At 74.0% G+C, this 14983-nt stretch carries 15 protein-coding genes; 7 read left to right on the top strand and 8 right to left on the bottom strand.

Features of this window, described 5'->3' with window-relative positions; translation table 11 throughout:
- Window positions 1-8: 8 nt before the first annotated feature.
- Both NOCJ54_RS0116015 and NOCJ54_RS29090 read right to left on the bottom strand, forming a co-directional pair.
- A complete protein-coding gene (locus NOCJ54_RS0116015) occupies window positions 9-809 on the bottom strand; it encodes an amino acid ABC transporter ATP-binding protein (RefSeq protein ID WP_084255325.1) in 801 nt (266 codons plus the stop codon).
- Window positions 806-2290 carry an ABC transporter substrate-binding protein/permease gene (locus NOCJ54_RS29090; protein ID WP_232221807.1) on the bottom strand — a complete coding sequence of 495 codons (1485 nt, stop codon included), beginning with the start codon at window positions 2288-2290 and terminating at the stop codon, window positions 806-808. The genes NOCJ54_RS0116015 and NOCJ54_RS29090 overlap by 4 nt, the downstream gene beginning before the upstream one ends.
- 241 nt (window positions 2291-2531) lie before the next feature.
- Between NOCJ54_RS29090 and cobT the strand changes: the two genes are divergently transcribed.
- Window positions 2532-3569 carry a nicotinate-nucleotide--dimethylbenzimidazole phosphoribosyltransferase gene (cobT, locus tag NOCJ54_RS0116000; RefSeq protein WP_028656290.1) on the top strand — a complete coding sequence of 346 codons (1038 nt, stop codon included), beginning with the start codon at window positions 2532-2534 and terminating at the stop codon, window positions 3567-3569.
- 13 nt (window positions 3570-3582) lie between these two features.
- A complete protein-coding gene (locus NOCJ54_RS0115995) occupies window positions 3583-4347 on the top strand; it encodes an adenosylcobinamide-GDP ribazoletransferase (protein ID WP_028656289.1) in 765 nt (254 codons plus the stop codon).
- Window positions 4348-4371: 24 nt separating this feature from the next.
- Here the strand turns inward: NOCJ54_RS0115995 and cobU are convergent, their stop codons facing one another.
- Window positions 4372-4893, bottom strand: coding sequence for a bifunctional adenosylcobinamide kinase/adenosylcobinamide-phosphate guanylyltransferase (gene cobU, locus NOCJ54_RS0115990; RefSeq protein ID WP_028656288.1), 522 nt, complete (start codon window positions 4891-4893; stop codon window positions 4372-4374).
- Window positions 4890-6323 (bottom strand): RNB domain-containing ribonuclease, encoded by a 1434-nt coding sequence (locus tag NOCJ54_RS0115985; RefSeq protein ID WP_028656287.1) that lies wholly within the window; start codon window positions 6321-6323, stop codon window positions 4890-4892. Before NOCJ54_RS0115985 ends, cobU begins: the two co-directional genes overlap by 4 nt.
- Before the next feature lie 23 nt (window positions 6324-6346).
- On the opposite strand from NOCJ54_RS0115985, the gene yaaA reads away from it, so the two are divergent.
- Window positions 6347-7126 (top strand): peroxide stress protein YaaA, encoded by a 780-nt coding sequence (yaaA, locus tag NOCJ54_RS0115980; protein ID WP_028656286.1) that lies wholly within the window; start codon window positions 6347-6349, stop codon window positions 7124-7126.
- Window positions 7127-7145: 19 nt separating this feature from the next.
- Here the strand turns inward: yaaA and NOCJ54_RS26305 are convergent, their stop codons facing one another.
- The 3 genes from NOCJ54_RS26305 to NOCJ54_RS0115965 are packed head-to-tail and all read right to left on the bottom strand — an operon-like array spanning window position 7146 to window position 10170.
- Window positions 7146-8309, bottom strand: a complete 1164-nt coding sequence (locus NOCJ54_RS26305; protein WP_036518319.1) for a bifunctional RNase H/acid phosphatase — start codon at window positions 8307-8309, stop codon at window positions 7146-7148.
- Window positions 8309-9052 carry a zinc ribbon domain-containing protein gene (locus NOCJ54_RS28435; RefSeq protein ID WP_028656285.1) on the bottom strand — a complete coding sequence of 248 codons (744 nt, stop codon included), beginning with the start codon at window positions 9050-9052 and terminating at the stop codon, window positions 8309-8311. Before NOCJ54_RS28435 ends, NOCJ54_RS26305 begins: the two co-directional genes overlap by 1 nt.
- Window positions 9049-10170, bottom strand: coding sequence for a Nif3-like dinuclear metal center hexameric protein (locus tag NOCJ54_RS0115965; RefSeq protein ID WP_036518317.1), 1122 nt, complete (start codon window positions 10168-10170; stop codon window positions 9049-9051). The genes NOCJ54_RS28435 and NOCJ54_RS0115965 overlap by 4 nt, the downstream gene beginning before the upstream one ends.
- A gap of 216 nt (window positions 10171-10386) precedes the next feature.
- Here NOCJ54_RS0115965 and NOCJ54_RS26295 point away from each other — a divergent pair, with 216 nt between their 5' ends.
- Entirely contained in the window at window positions 10387-11220 is an 834-nt protein-coding gene (locus tag NOCJ54_RS26295) for a hypothetical protein (protein ID WP_036518316.1), read from the top strand.
- A 16-nt stretch (window positions 11221-11236) separates the two neighbouring features.
- Here the strand turns inward: NOCJ54_RS26295 and NOCJ54_RS26290 are convergent, their stop codons facing one another.
- Window positions 11237-11920 (bottom strand): GOLPH3/VPS74 family protein, encoded by a 684-nt coding sequence (locus NOCJ54_RS26290; protein WP_051485945.1) that lies wholly within the window; start codon window positions 11918-11920, stop codon window positions 11237-11239.
- A 54-nt stretch (window positions 11921-11974) separates the two neighbouring features.
- Between NOCJ54_RS26290 and NOCJ54_RS26285 the strand changes: the two genes are divergently transcribed.
- From NOCJ54_RS26285 to NOCJ54_RS0115940, 3 genes are all read left to right on the top strand, one after another.
- A complete protein-coding gene (locus NOCJ54_RS26285) occupies window positions 11975-12868 on the top strand; it encodes an SDR family NAD(P)-dependent oxidoreductase (protein WP_051485944.1) in 894 nt (297 codons plus the stop codon).
- A 67-nt stretch (window positions 12869-12935) separates the two neighbouring features.
- Window positions 12936-13784: an NmrA family NAD(P)-binding protein gene (locus NOCJ54_RS0115945; RefSeq protein WP_028656282.1), complete on the top strand. Its 849-nt coding sequence runs from the start codon at window positions 12936-12938 to the stop codon at window positions 13782-13784.
- A 54-nt stretch (window positions 13785-13838) separates the two neighbouring features.
- The gene (locus NOCJ54_RS0115940; RefSeq protein ID WP_036518315.1) at window positions 13839-14273 is read left to right on the top strand and encodes a hypothetical protein; all 435 of its coding nucleotides are present in this window, start codon (window positions 13839-13841) and stop codon (window positions 14271-14273) included.
- The last annotated feature ends 710 nt before the right edge of the window (window positions 14274-14983 follow it).

The following is a 14983-nucleotide window of genomic DNA, read 5'->3' as shown; positions in this document are numbered from 1 at the left end:
CCTACCTGTCAGCCGGGGTCGAGGATCCGGCGCAGGAACTGCCGGGCCCGCTCGGTGCGGGGCGCCTCGAGCACCTCGCCGGGCGGCCCCGCCTCGACGATCCGGCCGCCGTCGAGGAAGAGCGCCTGGTCGGCGACCTTGCGGGCGAAGTGGATCTCGTGGGTGACGATGACGGTGGTCCAGCCCTGCTCGGCGAGGTCGCGGACCACCGCGAGCACCTCGCCGACGAGCTCGGGGTCCAGCGCGGAGGTCGGCTCGTCGAAGAGCACGACCTCCGGCTTCAGCGCCAGCGCGCGGGCGATGCCCACGCGCTGCTGCTGCCCGCCGGAGAGCTGGAACGGGTAGGCGTCCTCGCGCTGGGCGAGCCCGACCTGCTCGAGCAGCACCCGCGCCTCGGCGACGACCTCCTCCTTCGGCCGGCGCTGGGCGACGACCGGGCCCTCGATGAGGTTCTCCAGCACGGTGCGGTGCGGGAAGAGGTTGTGGGTCTGGAACACGAAGCCGCTCTGCGCCCGCAGCCGGGCCACCTCGCGCTGCCCGGCCTTGCCGTCGGGCAGGCGGGAGAAGTCGACCTCGACGTCGCCGATGCCGACCACGCCCTCGTCGGGGCGCTCGAGCACGGCGAGCGAGCGCAGCACGGTGGTCTTCCCGGAGCCGGACGGCCCGAGCAGCACCGTGGAGGTGCCGCGGGCGGCCGTGAAGTCGACGCCCCTCAGCACGGCGTTGTCGCCGAAGGACTTCGCGAGGCCACGGACCCGGATCTCGGGCGTGGTCGTGCCGTTCGTCGTACCCACGTCGGTCTCGCTCACTTCGCCACGTACCTGTCGAGTCGGGCCTCGAGCCGGGTCTGGCCGGCCGAGAGCAGGGTGCAGATGATCCAGTAGTAGAGGCCTGCGTACGCGTAGAGCAGCAGGAACTCGTTGGTGCGCCCGGCCGCCTCCTGGGCCACGCGGGTGATGTCGGACAGCAGCAGGGGCGCCACCAGCGAGGTGTCCTTGAGCAGCGAGAGCAGCGTGTTCGACAGTGGCGGTACGGCGGTGCGCAGGGCCTGCGGGAACACGATGCGCCGCAGGGTCTGCCGGTAGTCCAGCCCGATGGTCTGCGCCGCCTCGAACTGGCCCTTCGGCACGGCGAGGATCGCGGAACGGACGATCTCGGCGGCGTATCCGGCGACGTTGAGGCCGAAGGCCAGCGCTGCCGCGACGAAGCCGTCGAGCCGGATCCCGACCTGCGGCAGTCCGTAGAAGACGATGAACAGCTGCAGCAGCAGCGGGGTGCCGCGGATCGCGGAGATGAACGCCCGCGCTGCCCCGGCGAGGATCCGGCTGCTGGAGATGCGCGCCAGCGCGACGAGGACCGCGAGGGTGAGACCGCCCGCGAAGGCCACGACAGTCAGCGGGACGGTGATCCGCAGCAGGCCCTTGATCATCGGCCAGGACTCGTCCCGGACGATGTCCCAGTTCGACGAGCGGGCCCGTGCGCCGCTGACGTCGACGTCACCGCCGCCGCCCTCGACGGAGACGTCGGCCTTGAAGTACTTCTCGGAGATCTCGGCCAGCGTGCCGTCGGCGGACAGCTCGGCGAGGGCCTGGTTGGCAGCGGTGAGCAGCTCGGTGTCGTCCTGGCGGAAGGTGAGCACCTGCTCGGTGGACTCGCCCTCGGCGACGCCGGCGATCTTCACCTCCTCCGACCCGGTCTGGGCGAGGTAGTCGAGCACGGCGATGTTGTCGTTGACGATGGCGTCGACGCGGCCCTGCGCGAGCAGCGCGACCGCCTGCGCGAAGCCCTCGACGGTCTCGACCCTCGCGCCGGCGTCACGCGCGACCTGGGCCCAGTTGCTCGTGGCCGACTGCGCGGTCGTGCGGCCGGCGAGGTCCTCGAGCGTGGTGATGGCGTCCTCGTCCGCACGGGTGACGATCACGCCCTCGGAGTAGGTGTAGGGGTCCGAGAGCCCGTAGTCGGCGGCGCGCTCCTCGTTCCACGAGACCTGGTTGGCGATGACGTCGATCCGTCCGGCGTCGAGGGCCGGGAAGATCGCGTCCCACTGCGTCTCGACGAACTCCAGCTCCCACCCGGCGCGCTCCGCGACCGCCTTCACGACGTCGATGTCGTAGCCGGTGACCTCGGCAGAGCCTGCCTCGTGGAAGGAGAACGGCGGGTAGGTGCCCTCGGTGCCGACGCGGACCACCCGGCGTTCGCCGGCGGCACCACCATCGCCGTCGCCGTCGGCGTGCGCAGGGCCGCTGGCTGCCAGCAGGAGCGACCCCAGCACCCCGGCGAGGACTGCCACGATCCGCGCGATCCCACCGAGTCCTGCCGCGCGTCGGGCGGGCCGCAGCTGTCGTCGCAGCTGTCGTCGCGGCTGTCGTCGTCGCATGTCGTCTCCTCACGCCCGGGCGCGGTGCGGCCCCGACGCCGACAGCGAACCACCCGAGATGGCGCGAGGATAGTCGACCAACTCGACTGCCCCACTTCAGTTCGGCTGGGACGTGGCCCGGGACACGTCGGCCCTCGCGATAGCGTCTGGGTCCATGAACGCCGTCGCCGTACCCGATCCCGCCGTCCGTACCGCCGCCGCCGAGCGGCTCGCCGGGCTGGCCACGCCTGCGGGGGCGCTGGGGCGCCTCGGCGAGCTCGGCGTGTGGGTCGCCGCGACGCAGGGCCAGTGCCCGCCCGCGCCGCTCGACAACGTGCGCCTGGTGATCTTCGCCGGCGACCACGGGGTCGCCCAGCACGGCGTCTCCGCCTACCCGCCGGCGATCACGCCGGCGATGGTGCACACCTTCGTCCTCGGCAAGGCCGGCGTCTCCGCGCTCGCCGCCGCGCACGGCGTGCACGTGCGCGTGCTCGACATCGCCGTGGACGACGACCTCGAGGGCGTGCCGGCCGAGGTGCAGGCGCACAAGGTGCGCCGCGGCAGCGGCGCCATCCACGTCGAGGACGCACTCTCCGCGGAGGAGACCGCCGCCGCCATCGAGGTCGGCCGCCAGGTGGCCCGCGACGAGATCGCGGCCGGCGCGCAGCTGCTGATGTCCGGCGACATGGGGATCGGCAACACCACGCCGGCCTCCGCCATGGTCGCCGCGGCCCTCGGCCTGCCGGCCCAGGAGGTCACCGGCCGCGGCACGGGCGTCGACGACGCGGCGCTGCTGTTCAAGCAGCAGGTCGTGCAGCAGGCGCTCGACCGTGCTGGTGACCGGCTGGCGGACCCGGTGCAGACCCTGCAGGCGGTCGGCAGCGCCGACCTCGCCGCGACGGTGGGCTACCTGGTCGAGGCTGCGGAGAGCGGCGTGCCCGTCCTGCTCGACGGCCTGATGTCGGTCGCGTGCGCGCTGACCGCGGACCGGATGGCCCCGGGTGCCGCCGCGTGGTTCGCCGCCGGCCACCGCTCCACCGAGCCCGCCCAGTCGCTCGCGCTGGAGAAGATGGGCCTCGAGCCGGTGCTCGACCTCGGGATGCGACTGGGCGAGGGCTCCGGCGCCGTGGCCGCGGTCCCGGTGCTCCGCTCGGCCGTCGCCGTGCTGCGCGACGTCGCCCTGCTCGCCGACCTCCTGCCGCCCTCGGAGTGAGGTGAGCCCCGCCGTGGTGGGTCGCAGCCTGCGGCTCGCGATCGGGATGCTGACCGCCCTGCGGGTCCCGCCCGTGCTGCGGGTGACCCCCGGCACCGCCACAGGGGCGCTGCTGCTCGCCCCGGTCGCGGTCCTGCCGCTCGGTGCCACCGTCGCGGTGGTGCTCTGGGCCGGCGGACGCCTCGGGCTGCCCGACGTCGCCGTGGCGCTCGTCGCGCTCGCGGCGCTCGCGGTCGGCAGCCGGGCGCTGCACCTCGACGGGCTCTCCGACGTGGTCGACGGCCTGACGTCCTCCTACGACCGTGAGCGGTCGCTGGCGGTGATGAAGTCGGGCACGGCCGGGCCGGCGGGCGTCGCGGCGCTGGTGCTCGTGCTCGGCGCCCAGGCCGCGGCGCTGTCGTGGTTCGTCCCGTTGCCCGGCGAGTGGCGGTACGCCGTCGTCGCCGGCCTGCTGGTCTGCGCGTCGCGGGCCGCGCTGTGGATCACCTGCTGCCGCCTGGCTCCCCCGGCCCGTCAGGACGGTCTCGGCGTCACTTTCACCCGGCGGGTCCCGCTGCCCGTCGCGGTCCTCGGGTGGGCGGCGCTGGCCGGCCTCGCGGCCCTGCTGGACCCGGTGCGCGGCCCGGTGACCGTCCTCGTCGCAGCCGTCGCGGTCGCGCTGCTGGTGCGGCACGCGGTGCGCCGCTTCGGTGGGGTCACGGGCGACGTCTTCGGCGCCTCCATCGAGGTCGCGCTGGCGGTGCTGCTCGTCGGGCTCGCCGGCTACGACCACCTCTGACACCAGCCCTGAACCGGCCCTGGCTCAGAGACGGAGCACCCGTCCGGCCACCACGAGGTGCACCTCGTCGCAGACCTCGGCGACGCGCTGGTTGGCCGTGCCGAGCAGGTCGCGGAACAGCCGCCCCGACCGCTCGACCGGTACGACGCCGAGGCCGACCTCGTTGGTGACCAGCACGACCGGCACGCTCGCTGCGGCGACGGCCTCCACCACGCGGTCGAGCTCGGCGAGGACGTGCGCCTCCACCTCGCCGACCGGCGCCTCCCACAGCCCGGCCTCGTCGATCACGGCGGTGAGCCAGGTGCCGAGGCAGTCGACGAGCACCGCTCCCCCAGCGCCGGTGAGGACACCGGCGACGTCGCGGGTCTCCTCGGTGCGCCAGCCCGCCGGCCGGCGCTCGCGGTGCACGGCGATGCGCGCGGCCCAGTCGGCGTCGTCGTACACGGGGCCGGCGGCGACGTAGGTGACGTCACCGGCGTCGGCGAGCAGGGCCTCGGCGTGGCGCGACTTGCCGGATCGCACGCCACCGGTGACGAGGACCCTCACGGCAGCTCGAAGGCGACCTTGCGGGCGGCCAGGTCGACGGAGGCGAGGCGCACGCGCACGTCCTCGCCGAGCGGGAGCGGGCGTGGCGAGGTCACCGGCGCCTCGACGCCGATCTCGGCCAGCACGACGACACCGACCTCCGGCTCGTCCTCGCGGACGCTGGTGACGACTCCGTCGAAGTCCTCACCCACCCGGTCGGCGAGCACGGCTGCCTCGAGCAGGTCGAGCACGGCGCGCTCGTAGGCCCCGGCCCGACGGGCAGAGTCCTGCAGCTCCTTCGGGAGCGCGGGCAGCGCCTCGCGGACCCAGTCCGGGACCGGCTCACCGGCGCACAGGGCGAGGCACACCTCGCCAGCGTAGCGGTCGCCGAGGCGCCGCAGCGGCGCCGTCACGTGGGCGTACTCGGCGGCGATCGCCGAGTGCAGGGTCTGCTCGGGCAGGTCGCCGTCGAAGGCGGCGTACCCGCTGCCGCGCAGCAGGCGGGTGCAGGCCACGACCATCGCCTGGTGCTGCGACACCGCCGGGTCGAGGGAGCGGATGAACGCCGGGTAGTCGGCGTCGGCCGGCCAGTCGATCCGCAGGCCCTTGGCGACGCGGCGCAACCGCTCGACGTCGCGCGGGTCCGGCGGCGGCAGGGTGCGCAGCAGGCCGACACGGTGCTCGACCATGAGGGCTGCGGCGGCGATGCCGGTGAGCAGCGAGATGTGCGCGTTCCACTGCTCGACGGGCAGCTGCTCGCGCAGCACGAGCTGGAAGCCGGCGTCGGTCTCGTCGACCTCCTGCTCCGGCAGCGGCAGCGAGACGCCGCCCCGGTCGACCTCCTGCTGCTCGCGCAGCCGGCCGACCTCGCGCAGCAGCTGGAGGACCTCCGGCGCGGAGCCGTCGTCGAGCGCCTTCTGGGCCTCGACGTAGGACCAGCGTCCGGTGGAGCGCACGCGCGCCCGCTCGACGTGGACGCCGGTGATCGCGCCGGCGGCGTCGAGGCGGACCGTCCAGAGCAGCGCCGGGCGCACCTGCTCGGTCAGCAGCGAGGCGCCGTCCTCGGACAGCACCGGTGGGTGCAGCGGGATCCGACTGCCCGCGCCGTACAGGGTCTCGCCGCGGCGGTGCGCCTCGAGGTCGACCGGGTCGCCCGGCGTGACGAAGGAGGCGACGTCGGCGATCGCGTAGTGGACGACGAAGCCGTCGCCGTCCCGCTCGATGTGCACGGCCTGGTCGAGGTCCATCGACCCCTCGGGATCGATGGTGACCAGCGGCAGGTCGGTCCGGTCGAGGTCGGGCAGCACGGCGTCGGCGACGGCCCGCTCCGCGGCGGCGGTCACCTCGGCGGGGAACTCGCCCGGGAGCTCGAGATCCTCGACGATCGCCTGCAGGCCCTCCTGGAGCGCCGGCGAGCTCGCGTGGACCCGGACCACGAGGTTGTTCGGCATGGGCTCGACCCTATCCTTGCCCGGTGCTGATCCTGCTGCCCCCGAGCGAGGGGAAGTCCGAGCCGAAGCGGGGCAAGCCCCTCGACCTCGAGGCGCTCTCGTCGCCCGGGCTGACCGCCGCCCGGGCCGAGGTGCTCGACGCCCTGGTCACGCTGTGCCGCGACGACGCCGACAAGGCGGCCGCGGTGCTCGGCCTGTCCGCCGGCCAGCGGGACCTGGTCGCCCGCAACGCCGACCTGACGGACGCCCCGACCGCTCGCGCCGACCGGATCTACACCGGCGTGCTCTACGACGCGCTGGACGTCGAGACCCTGTCCGCCGCGGCGAAGCGGCGGGCGACGTCGCGGGTCGCCGTGGCGTCCAGCCTGTTCGGCATGGTGCGCCTCGGTGACCGCATCCCGTCGTACCGGCTCTCCGGCGACGTCAGCCTTCCCGCCCTCGGCCCTGTCGCCGGCGTGTGGCGCGAGGCGCTGCCCGAAGTGATGGCCGCGGCGATCGGCAAGGGCCTCTTCGTCGACCTGCGCTCGGGGATGTACGCGAGCTTCTGGCGCCCCGGCCCGGAGCTCGCGGCCCGCACCGCGACCGTGCGGGTGCTGCACGAGCACAACGGCACCCGCAAGGTGGTCAGCCACTTCAACAAGGCCACCAAGGGCCGCATCGTCCGTGCCCTGCTCGAGGACGGCGCCGACCCGCGCACCCCCGCCGCGCTCGCCGGGGTGCTGGAGCGGCTCGGCTGGACCGTCGAGGTCGGCGCTGCCGGGAAGAACGGCACGCAGCTGGACGTGGTGGTCAGCGAGCTCTGAGCTGGTGGGGGCGAGGGCTCTACCAGCGCCCGGTGTCGCGCAGCGTCCGCCGCCCGGGTGCCAGGGCGTTGAAGAACCGCAGCGAGCCCTTCTTCTCCCCCGTCCTCGGGTCCGGCCAGAACGAGATCACCGACACCGCGGCCGGGGCGAGCTCGAGGCGGAAGACCGAGTCGAGCGGGGCCTCCATCGCATGGGCGACGAGGGTCTTGATCGGCGTGACGTGGCTGACCACGACGACGGTGCGCCCGGCGTGGGTCTCCAGCAACCGCGCGAGGCCGGCGAGGACCCGCTCGCGGACCTGGACGAAGGACTCACCACCCGGCGGCGGGTAGGACATGTCGGCGAACCACGCCTCCATCCGCTCCTTGTCGCGCTCGGCGACCTCGGTGAAGGTGAGGCCGTCCCACTCGCCGAACTCCATCTCGGCGAACGCCGGCTCCTCCTCGACGGGCAGGCCGAGCGCGCCGGCGACGATCTCGGCCGTCTCGCGGGTACGACGCACGGGCGAGGCCACGACGACGTCGATGCTCTCCTTGAGCTCCTTCAGCCACGCGGCCACCTCGGCGGCCTGGGCACGGCCCTCCTCCGACAGCGGCGGGTTGTCGCCGCCGAGGCCGCCGGAGAAGCGGCGGCCGGTGGTGTGGGCGGTGACGCCGTGGCGGACCAGCACGATGGTCGTCGGCTCGCCGGGTCCGCTGGACGGCGAGGACGCCTCCTCGGCGGCGGAGTCCGGGGCGTCAGGCAGGCCGTCACCGGGGACGCTCACGCCCTCGCGCAGGCCGTCGAGCGCCTCGTTGGCCAGCCGGTCGGCGTGGCTGTTGTCGGCGCGCGGGACCCAGGTGTACGTCGTACCGGCCGGTGCGATGGCGGCGGCCTCGGCCGCGAGCACCTTCATGTCGGCGTGCTTGATCTTCCAGCGGCCCGACATCTGCTCGACGACGAGCTTGGAGTCCATCCGCACCTCGACCGTGGCGCCGGGCGCGTGGTCGCGGGCGAGGGAGAGCCCGGCGACGAGGCCGGAGTACTCCGCGACGTTGTTGGTCGCCACGCCGATGGTGCGGGCGTCCTCGGCGAGGACGGCCCCGGTGTCGGCGTCGCGCAGCACGGCGCCGTAGGCGGCCGGCCCCGGGTTGCCGCGGGAGCCGCCGTCGGCCTCGACGACGACCCGCTGCGGGGACACCATCAGAGGCCGCTCTCCGGCGTCCGGACGAGGATCCGCTGGCACTCCTCGTGGCGCACCACGCGGTCGGCCGGGGTGGCGCGGATCTCCGCGAGCTCACCGGCGTCGAGGGCGAGCTGGCAGCCGCCGCACTGGCGGGCGCGCAGCGCACCGACGGCGACGCCACCCTTGCTGGCGCGCAGCTTCTCGTAGAGCGCGAGCAGGTCGTCGGGGATGTCGGCGACGATCGCGGCGCGGCCGGCGGACACCTCGGCGATCTGGGCGTCGAGCTCGGCCGCCTTCTCGTCGCGGGCGGTGGCGAGCTCGCCGAGCCGGGCGTCGAGCTCGTCGATGGCGGAGGTCAGCTCGGCCAGCGCGGACTGCGCCTCCTCGAGCTGCTCCATCACCTCGAGCTCCTCGTCCTCGAGGGTCGCGATGCGCCGCTCCAGCGACTGCAGCTCCTGCTGCATCCGCTCCAGCGCCTTGGGGTCGGCGATCGCACCGGAGTCCATCCGCTCGCGGTCGCGGGTACGACGTGCCTTGACCTGCTCGACGTCGGCGTCGGCCTTGGCCTGGGCCAGCGCGAGGTCGTCGACGACGATGCGCTGGTCGCGCAGCCGGCCGTCCACGTCGGCGCGCTTGCCGAGCAGGTCCTTGATCTCGGCGGCCTGCGGCGGGTTGGCCCGCACGTGCCTGAGCTGGTCGACCTGGGCGTCGAGGGCCTGGAGGTCGAGCAGGCGGAGCTGGGCGGCGGGGTCGGCGTTCACAGGTGCATTGTCCAAGGATCGGTGACGATGTCGCTCACCCGGGTCTCGAGCGCGTCGCCGAGCGCCTCGCCGAGCCGGTCCCGCAGCACCGGGAGCCAGGTCGACTCGGCGGCCCAGTGGGCGACGTCGACGAGCGCAGGACCGCCCTTCTCGACGAACTCCGCGGCGGGGTGGTGCCGCAGGTCGCTGGTCAGGTAGGCGTCCACGCCGAGGCCCGCGACCCGGTCGAGCAGGAAGTCCCCGGCGCCGCCGCAGACCGCGACGCGTCGTACCGGGCGCTCCGGGTCTCCCGCGACGCGGACGCCGTGGGAGGTCAGCGGCAGGACGGCGGCGACGTGCTCGGCGAACTCGCGCAGGGTGACCTGCGGCAGGGTGCCGATCCGTCCGGTGCCGGTGGGCGCGAGCCCGGCGTCGGCGACCTCGGTGACGTCGTAGGCCGGCTCCTCGTAGGGGTGCGCGGCGAGCATCGCGCGGACGACGGCGCTGCGCAGCGAGCGGTCGAGCACGACCTCGATGCGGACCTCCTCCACGGTCTCGAGCTGACCGACGGTGCCGACCATGGGCTCCGCGCCGTCGAGCGGGCGGAAGCGACCCTCGCCCGGGGCGCTGGTGAAGGAGGCGAAGTCGTAGGCGCCGATCCGCCCGGCGCCGGCCTCGGCGATCGCGGCGCGCACCGGGGCGGCGGCGTCGGCGGGGACGAAGATCGTCAGCTTGTCGCGCGGGCCCGACGGAGCGGGGACGATCGGCTCGAGGTCGGCGAGCCCGACCGCGTGGGCGAGCGCCTCGGACACGCCACCGACCGCCTGGTCGGCGTTGGTGTGCGCGGTGAGCAGCGCGCACCCGGCCTTCGCCAGCGTGTGAAAGGTGCGTCCCTTGGGCGTGGTGGCGGCGAAACCGTGGACCGGCTTGAGGAAGAGCGGGTGGTGGACCACGAGCAGGTCGGCCTTCCAGTCCGCCGCCTGCTCGGCGACCGCCGGGGAGGGGTCGACGGCGAGGAGCACCTTCTTCACCTGCTGCTCCGGGTCCCCCAGGACCAGGCCGACGGCATCCCAGGAGTCGGCGGTCGCGGGTGGGTACCAACCGTGGACGAGGTCGACGACGTCCTTGAGTGCGGGCATGGCCGTCAGGCTACTGGGGTAGGAAGTGCGCCGTGCGTCGACTGCTGGCCCCTGCGGCCCTGCTCCCCCTGCTCCTCCCCGCCCTGGCCGCGTGCAGCGGCACCGACGACGACGGCGACGACGGTGACGGCGACTCGCCGCGGGCGGCGCAGGTGTCCTCCCGCGAGGACTCGTGGTCGCGGATGTTCGCCGAGGTGAACGACGAGCTGCGCGAGGATGAGCGCCGGATCGAGGCCCGGCGACGAGGAGTGCCTGACGGGCGAGCACGGCGCCCGGCTGACGGTCGAGCGCCGCCAGGGCGCCTACGTCTACGGGTTCGGCACCGAGTGCGGCGTCGAGCAGGCCGGGGCGGTCCTGAAGTGGCCCGAGTTCGGGCTGCCCGACGTCGTGCGCGGCGAGAAGGTGCTGCGCACGATCCCCGAGGCCTACGCGCAGGTGCTCGACGACCGCAGCACCCTGGTCATCGAGGACCTGGACAGCCTCGCCGATGCGGCCGGGCAGGAGCGCGCCGCGACCGGCGCCTACCCGGCGACCCTGGACGCCGAGCGGCTCGAGGAGCTGGAGGTCTGGACGAGCTCGGAGCGCATCGACTACCAGCCCGGCGCGGACCGCTCGTCGTTCCGGTTGTGCGTCCAGTCGGTCCCGACCGGACCGTGGATGACCTGGGACTCCACCCGCCCCGGCGGCATCGCCTCCCTCGGCGACTCCGGTCACTGCTCCTTCGACCCGCCACCGGCCGGCAGCCTGCGGGAGGTACGACGGGACCTGCTCGCGCTCTCCTCCGAGGTCCTCGACGATGCGAGCTCCTGCAAGCGGGTCCCGCCGACGCGGCAGCTGCGCGAGCGCGGCGTCCTGAGCCCGGGCAACCAGGTCGCGGGCTGCCAGCGGCACTCGTGGCAGGAGGACGCCGTCCACACCATCAGCGTGTGCGTCCAGCACGGTGCGGACGGCCCGTGGGCGACCTACGACCTGACCGTCGGCACCGTCACCGGCACGTCCGGCCTGTGCGACCTGAAGGTGGAGGAGCCCGTGCGCGGTCCGTGGTACTGACCGGCGCCCTGGCGGGTCAGGCGCCGGGCGCGCCGCCGTCGCTCGTGACCGACACCGCCACCGCGGCGCTGACGGCGGCCGTGGCCGCCTGGCTCGCCGCGACCACGGCCGCCCTGGCCGCCGAGCCTGCCCAGTCGCCCTTCGCGACCTCCTTCGCGCGGCGCACCGCGCCGCGGCGCTCGGGCTGCGCCACCAGCCGCTTGACCACCCCGCCGGCGTGGAGGAGGCCGACCAGCGGACCGGTCACCTCGTCGGGCCCGACGTGACCGAGCAGCACGGCTCGCACCGCGGCCAGGACCCGCTCCCGCCGGGCGACGTCAACGACGTCGTGCCGTGTCACGGGGAAGATCCCCAGGGCCCGCTCCGTCCGCGGGGCGAGCGCCTCCTCGGCGCGGAGCTGGTCGAGCAGCCCAGCCCTGGCCCCCTTGCCGAGCCTCGGCACCAGCGACGACGCCCGCGGCTCCTTGCCGGGGCGCACCAGGGCGAGGGCACGGTCGTGCGGCGCGGAGCCGACCGGGCGGCCGGTCACGAGGCGCACCCGCGCCCGCCTGGGCGGGCCGTCGACCTCGACCCGCTCCGCCAGCACGAGGTCCACCAGCAGCGCCCCGCCCAGGACCGGGCCGGTCTCGTTCGAGCCGAACATGCTGCGGCCCGTGGCCGGGTCGGTGGTGAGGAGCACGAGGTCCGTCGCAAGGCTCATGGCAGGACCCTACGGCTGCTCCCCCGGGCTCGTGGGCGTGCGATCATCGCGTCGATGACCAGCCTGCTCAGCACCCCGCTGCTCCAGTCCCCACGGGCCCGGCTCGCGCGCGTCGCCCGCGCCGTCAGCGGCAGCCCCGGCCCGCTCGCCGGGCGCACCGTGCTGGTCACCGGCGCCAGTTCGGGCATCGGCGAGGCCACTGCCCGCGCCGCCGCGCGGAGGGGCGCGCACGTGCTCCTGGCCGCGCGGCGGGAGGCGGAGCTGGCCCGGGTGCAGCAGGAGATCCGCGACGAGGGCGGCGAGGCGTCGTCGTACGTCGTGGACATGACGGACCCCGACTCCGTCGACGCGCTGGTGGAGCGACTCCTCGCCGAGCACGGCACGGTCGACTACGTCGTCAACAACGCCGGGCACTCGATCCGGCGCTCGCTGGAGCTGACGCACGGGCGGCTGCACGACTTCGACCGGATGATGGCGGTCAACTACTTCGGCCCGGTGCGGCTGACGATGGGGCTGCTGCCGGCGATGCGTGCGCAGCGGTTCGGCCACGTGGTCAACATCGTCACGTGGGGCAACCAGATCCGCGCGCCGAAGTTCGCCCCCTACATCGCCTCCAAGACCGCGCTCGAGGTGTTCGGCCGGATCCTGGGCCGGGAGGCGTTCTTCGACAACGTCACCTGCACCAACATGCGCGTCGCGATCGTGCGCACGCCGATGATCGGCCCGACCGCGGCCTACGAGGGCCGGGGCGAGTCGGCCGAGCACTGCGCGGAGCGCGTGGTGCGGGCGCTGGAGGACCGTCCGATCACCGTCGACGGCGCGTTCGGCACGTTCTACGCGGCGTTCAACGTCGCGGCCCCACGCCTCTCCGACCTCCTCATGGCGCTCGCGCACCGGCACTCGCCGGACTCCGAGGCCGCCCGTCGTACGGCGACCGCCCGCCCCTGACGGGAAGCAACCACCACCCTCGCCGGTTCAACCGGCTGTCAACCACGTCCTGCTGAAAGGTCTCCCCATGTCCCTCGTCGTCACCGGTGCCACCGGCCACCTCGGCCGTCTCGTCGTCGAGTCCCTGCTCGCGCGGGGCGTCCCCGCCGACCAGGTCGTCGCCGTCGGTCGTGACGAGGAGCGCCTCGCCGCACTGGCCGACCTCGGCGTCACCGCGCGGCGTGCCGACTACGACGACCCCGCGGCCGTCGCCGCGGCCGTCGAGGGCGCCGAGAAGGTCCTGCTCGTCTCCGGCAGCGAGGTAGGCCAGCGCGCCGCACAGCACCTGAACGTCATCGACGCGGCCGTCGCCGCCGGCGTGCAGCTGCTCGCCTACACGAGCATCCCGCACGCCGACACCAGCAGGCTGGTCCTTGCTGCCGAGCACCGGGCGACCGAGGAGGCGATCGCCGCCTCCGGCCTGCCGCACACCTTCCTGCGCAACAGCTGGTACCTCGAGAACTACACCGGCCAGCTCGCCACCTACCTCGAGCACGGCACCGTCCTCGGCAGCGCCGGCGACGGCAAGGTCAGCGCCGCCACCCGCGCCGACTTCGCCGAGGCTGCCGCTGCCGCGCTGCTCCTCGACGAGCCGAAGGAGGTCTACGAGCTCGGGGGCGCCGCCTTCACCCTCACCGACCTCGCCGCCACCGTCACCGAGGTCACCGGCACCCCGGTCATCTACACCGACGTCCCGGCCGAGGAGCTGACGAAGGTGCTCGTCGGCGCGGGCCTGCCCGAGCAGTACGCCGCCGTCATCGCCGACGGCGACCTCGGCCTGGCCCGCGGAGAGCTGCACGTCGACACCGCCGACCTCGAGGGCCTCCTCGGTCGCCCGGCGACCAGTCTCGCCGACGCGATCCGCGCCGTCCTCTGACCGGCACGGGGGCGGACCCGTGTGCTCCTCCCCCGTCGCGGGCATCGTCGGACCATGGCGATCGATGAGGACCACACCCGACCCGACGGTGTCGACGACCTGACCGTCGAGGCCCTCGGCAACATCTCCGAGGCGCTGGAGGCGATCGAGATCGCCCGCGGCCACCTCTACACCTTCCACCGCCTCAGCGGCACCGCCGACCTCACCCTCGGCAAGGGCGTCGAGCAGCTGCGCGAGGCCGGCCACGCCGAGCTCGCCGACAAGATCGACCGCGAGCTCGTCGGCCGCAACGTCCTCCAGGGCCGGTGGACCTTCCAGGTCGTCGAGGAGTACGACGACGGCTACTACGCCACCTTCAAACGCCTCGACCGCGAGGCCCGCGAGGCCCTGGTCGAGGGCAAGCGCCACCTCTACGAGGCGGAGATGAAGGAGGACCGCCGCAGCAACGGCCGCCCCGGCCACGAGCGGAAGCCGGGCGCGGAGGACTGACGGGGAGGCTGCTTATGGGCTGCGGTTGGTGAGCCGGCACAGCTCTCAATCGCAGCGGCGAGAAGGCTGGGTGGGTGGTCGGGTCCGGCTGTCGGCTTGCGGTTGGGTAGGCGATCGGGGCGTGGTCCCGGCGAGCTGCGGTCTCGTAGCCGGCACAGACCCGAAAGGCAGCGACGAGGAAGTACGGCGGATGGTCGGGTCCGGCCGGGTGGCTTGCGGTGCGTAGGTGGACTGGTCGGTGTCAGCCGGGCTTCGGTCGCGTAGCCGTCACAGTGCCGAAAGGCAGCGACGGGGAGGCTGGGTGGGTGGTCGGGTCCGCACGTCGGCCTGCGGTCGCGTAGGTGGCTCGGGTTGGTCGCGCCGGGCGCCCGCACTCCCGGTGGTTGAGGTGCGAGGCGCCCCGGCGCCGAGCCTCGAAACCACCGGGCCTTCAAGGCGGGCTGTGGAGGGAGATTTCCCAGTCCACAGGGCTCTTCTGACTGATGTGTGGGCGAGTTTCGTCGTCTTGAGAGGCCGCACGCCGCTTCCTGTCTAAGTTTCTGAGCTGTCGAGGAACAGGAACCAAGCGCAGGAGAACGGCGTGCGTGATCTCAGCCTATGGCGGGCAGTGTTCGGGATCGAGAAGACCGTGATCGAAGACATCGATCACGACCCGGAAGTCGGTGTCGTGGTGAGCGTCCGTGCGGCGGCTCGGGAGCGCGGCAGGTGCG

It is taken from the genome of Nocardioides sp. J54 (assembly GCF_000519005.1).
GTDB lineage: Bacteria > Actinomycetota > Actinomycetes > Propionibacteriales > Nocardioidaceae > Nocardioides.
Note: the sequence above shows the minus strand (reverse complement) of the source record. Positions and strands in the feature narration are given on the sequence as shown.

What these genes read in the sequence shown, in the direction of transcription:
- cobT (WP_028656290.1), top strand. Translation starts at nt 2,532, where the DNA reads ATGAACGCCGTCGCCGTACCCGATCCCGCCGTCCGTACCGCCGCCGCC.
- NOCJ54_RS0115985 (WP_028656287.1), bottom strand. Translation starts at nt 6,323, where the DNA reads ATGCCGAACAACCTCGTGGTCCGGGTCCACGCGAGCTCGCCGGCGCTC.
- NOCJ54_RS26305 (WP_036518319.1), bottom strand. Translation starts at nt 8,309, where the DNA reads ATGGTGTCCCCGCAGCGGGTCGTCGTCGAGGCCGACGGCGGCTCCCGC.
- NOCJ54_RS0115965 (WP_036518317.1), bottom strand. Translation starts at nt 10,170, where the DNA reads ATGCCCGCACTCAAGGACGTCGTCGACCTCGTCCACGGTTGGTACCCA.
- NOCJ54_RS26295 (WP_036518316.1), top strand. Translation starts at nt 10,387, where the DNA reads ATGAGCGCCGGATCGAGGCCCGGCGACGAGGAGTGCCTGACGGGCGAG.
- NOCJ54_RS26290 (WP_051485945.1), bottom strand. Translation starts at nt 11,920, where the DNA reads ATGAGCCTTGCGACGGACCTCGTGCTCCTCACCACCGACCCGGCCACG.
- NOCJ54_RS26285 (WP_051485944.1), top strand. Translation starts at nt 11,975, where the DNA reads ATGACCAGCCTGCTCAGCACCCCGCTGCTCCAGTCCCCACGGGCCCGG.
- NOCJ54_RS0115945 (WP_028656282.1), top strand. Translation starts at nt 12,936, where the DNA reads ATGTCCCTCGTCGTCACCGGTGCCACCGGCCACCTCGGCCGTCTCGTC.
- NOCJ54_RS0115940 (WP_036518315.1), top strand. Translation starts at nt 13,839, where the DNA reads ATGGCGATCGATGAGGACCACACCCGACCCGACGGTGTCGACGACCTG.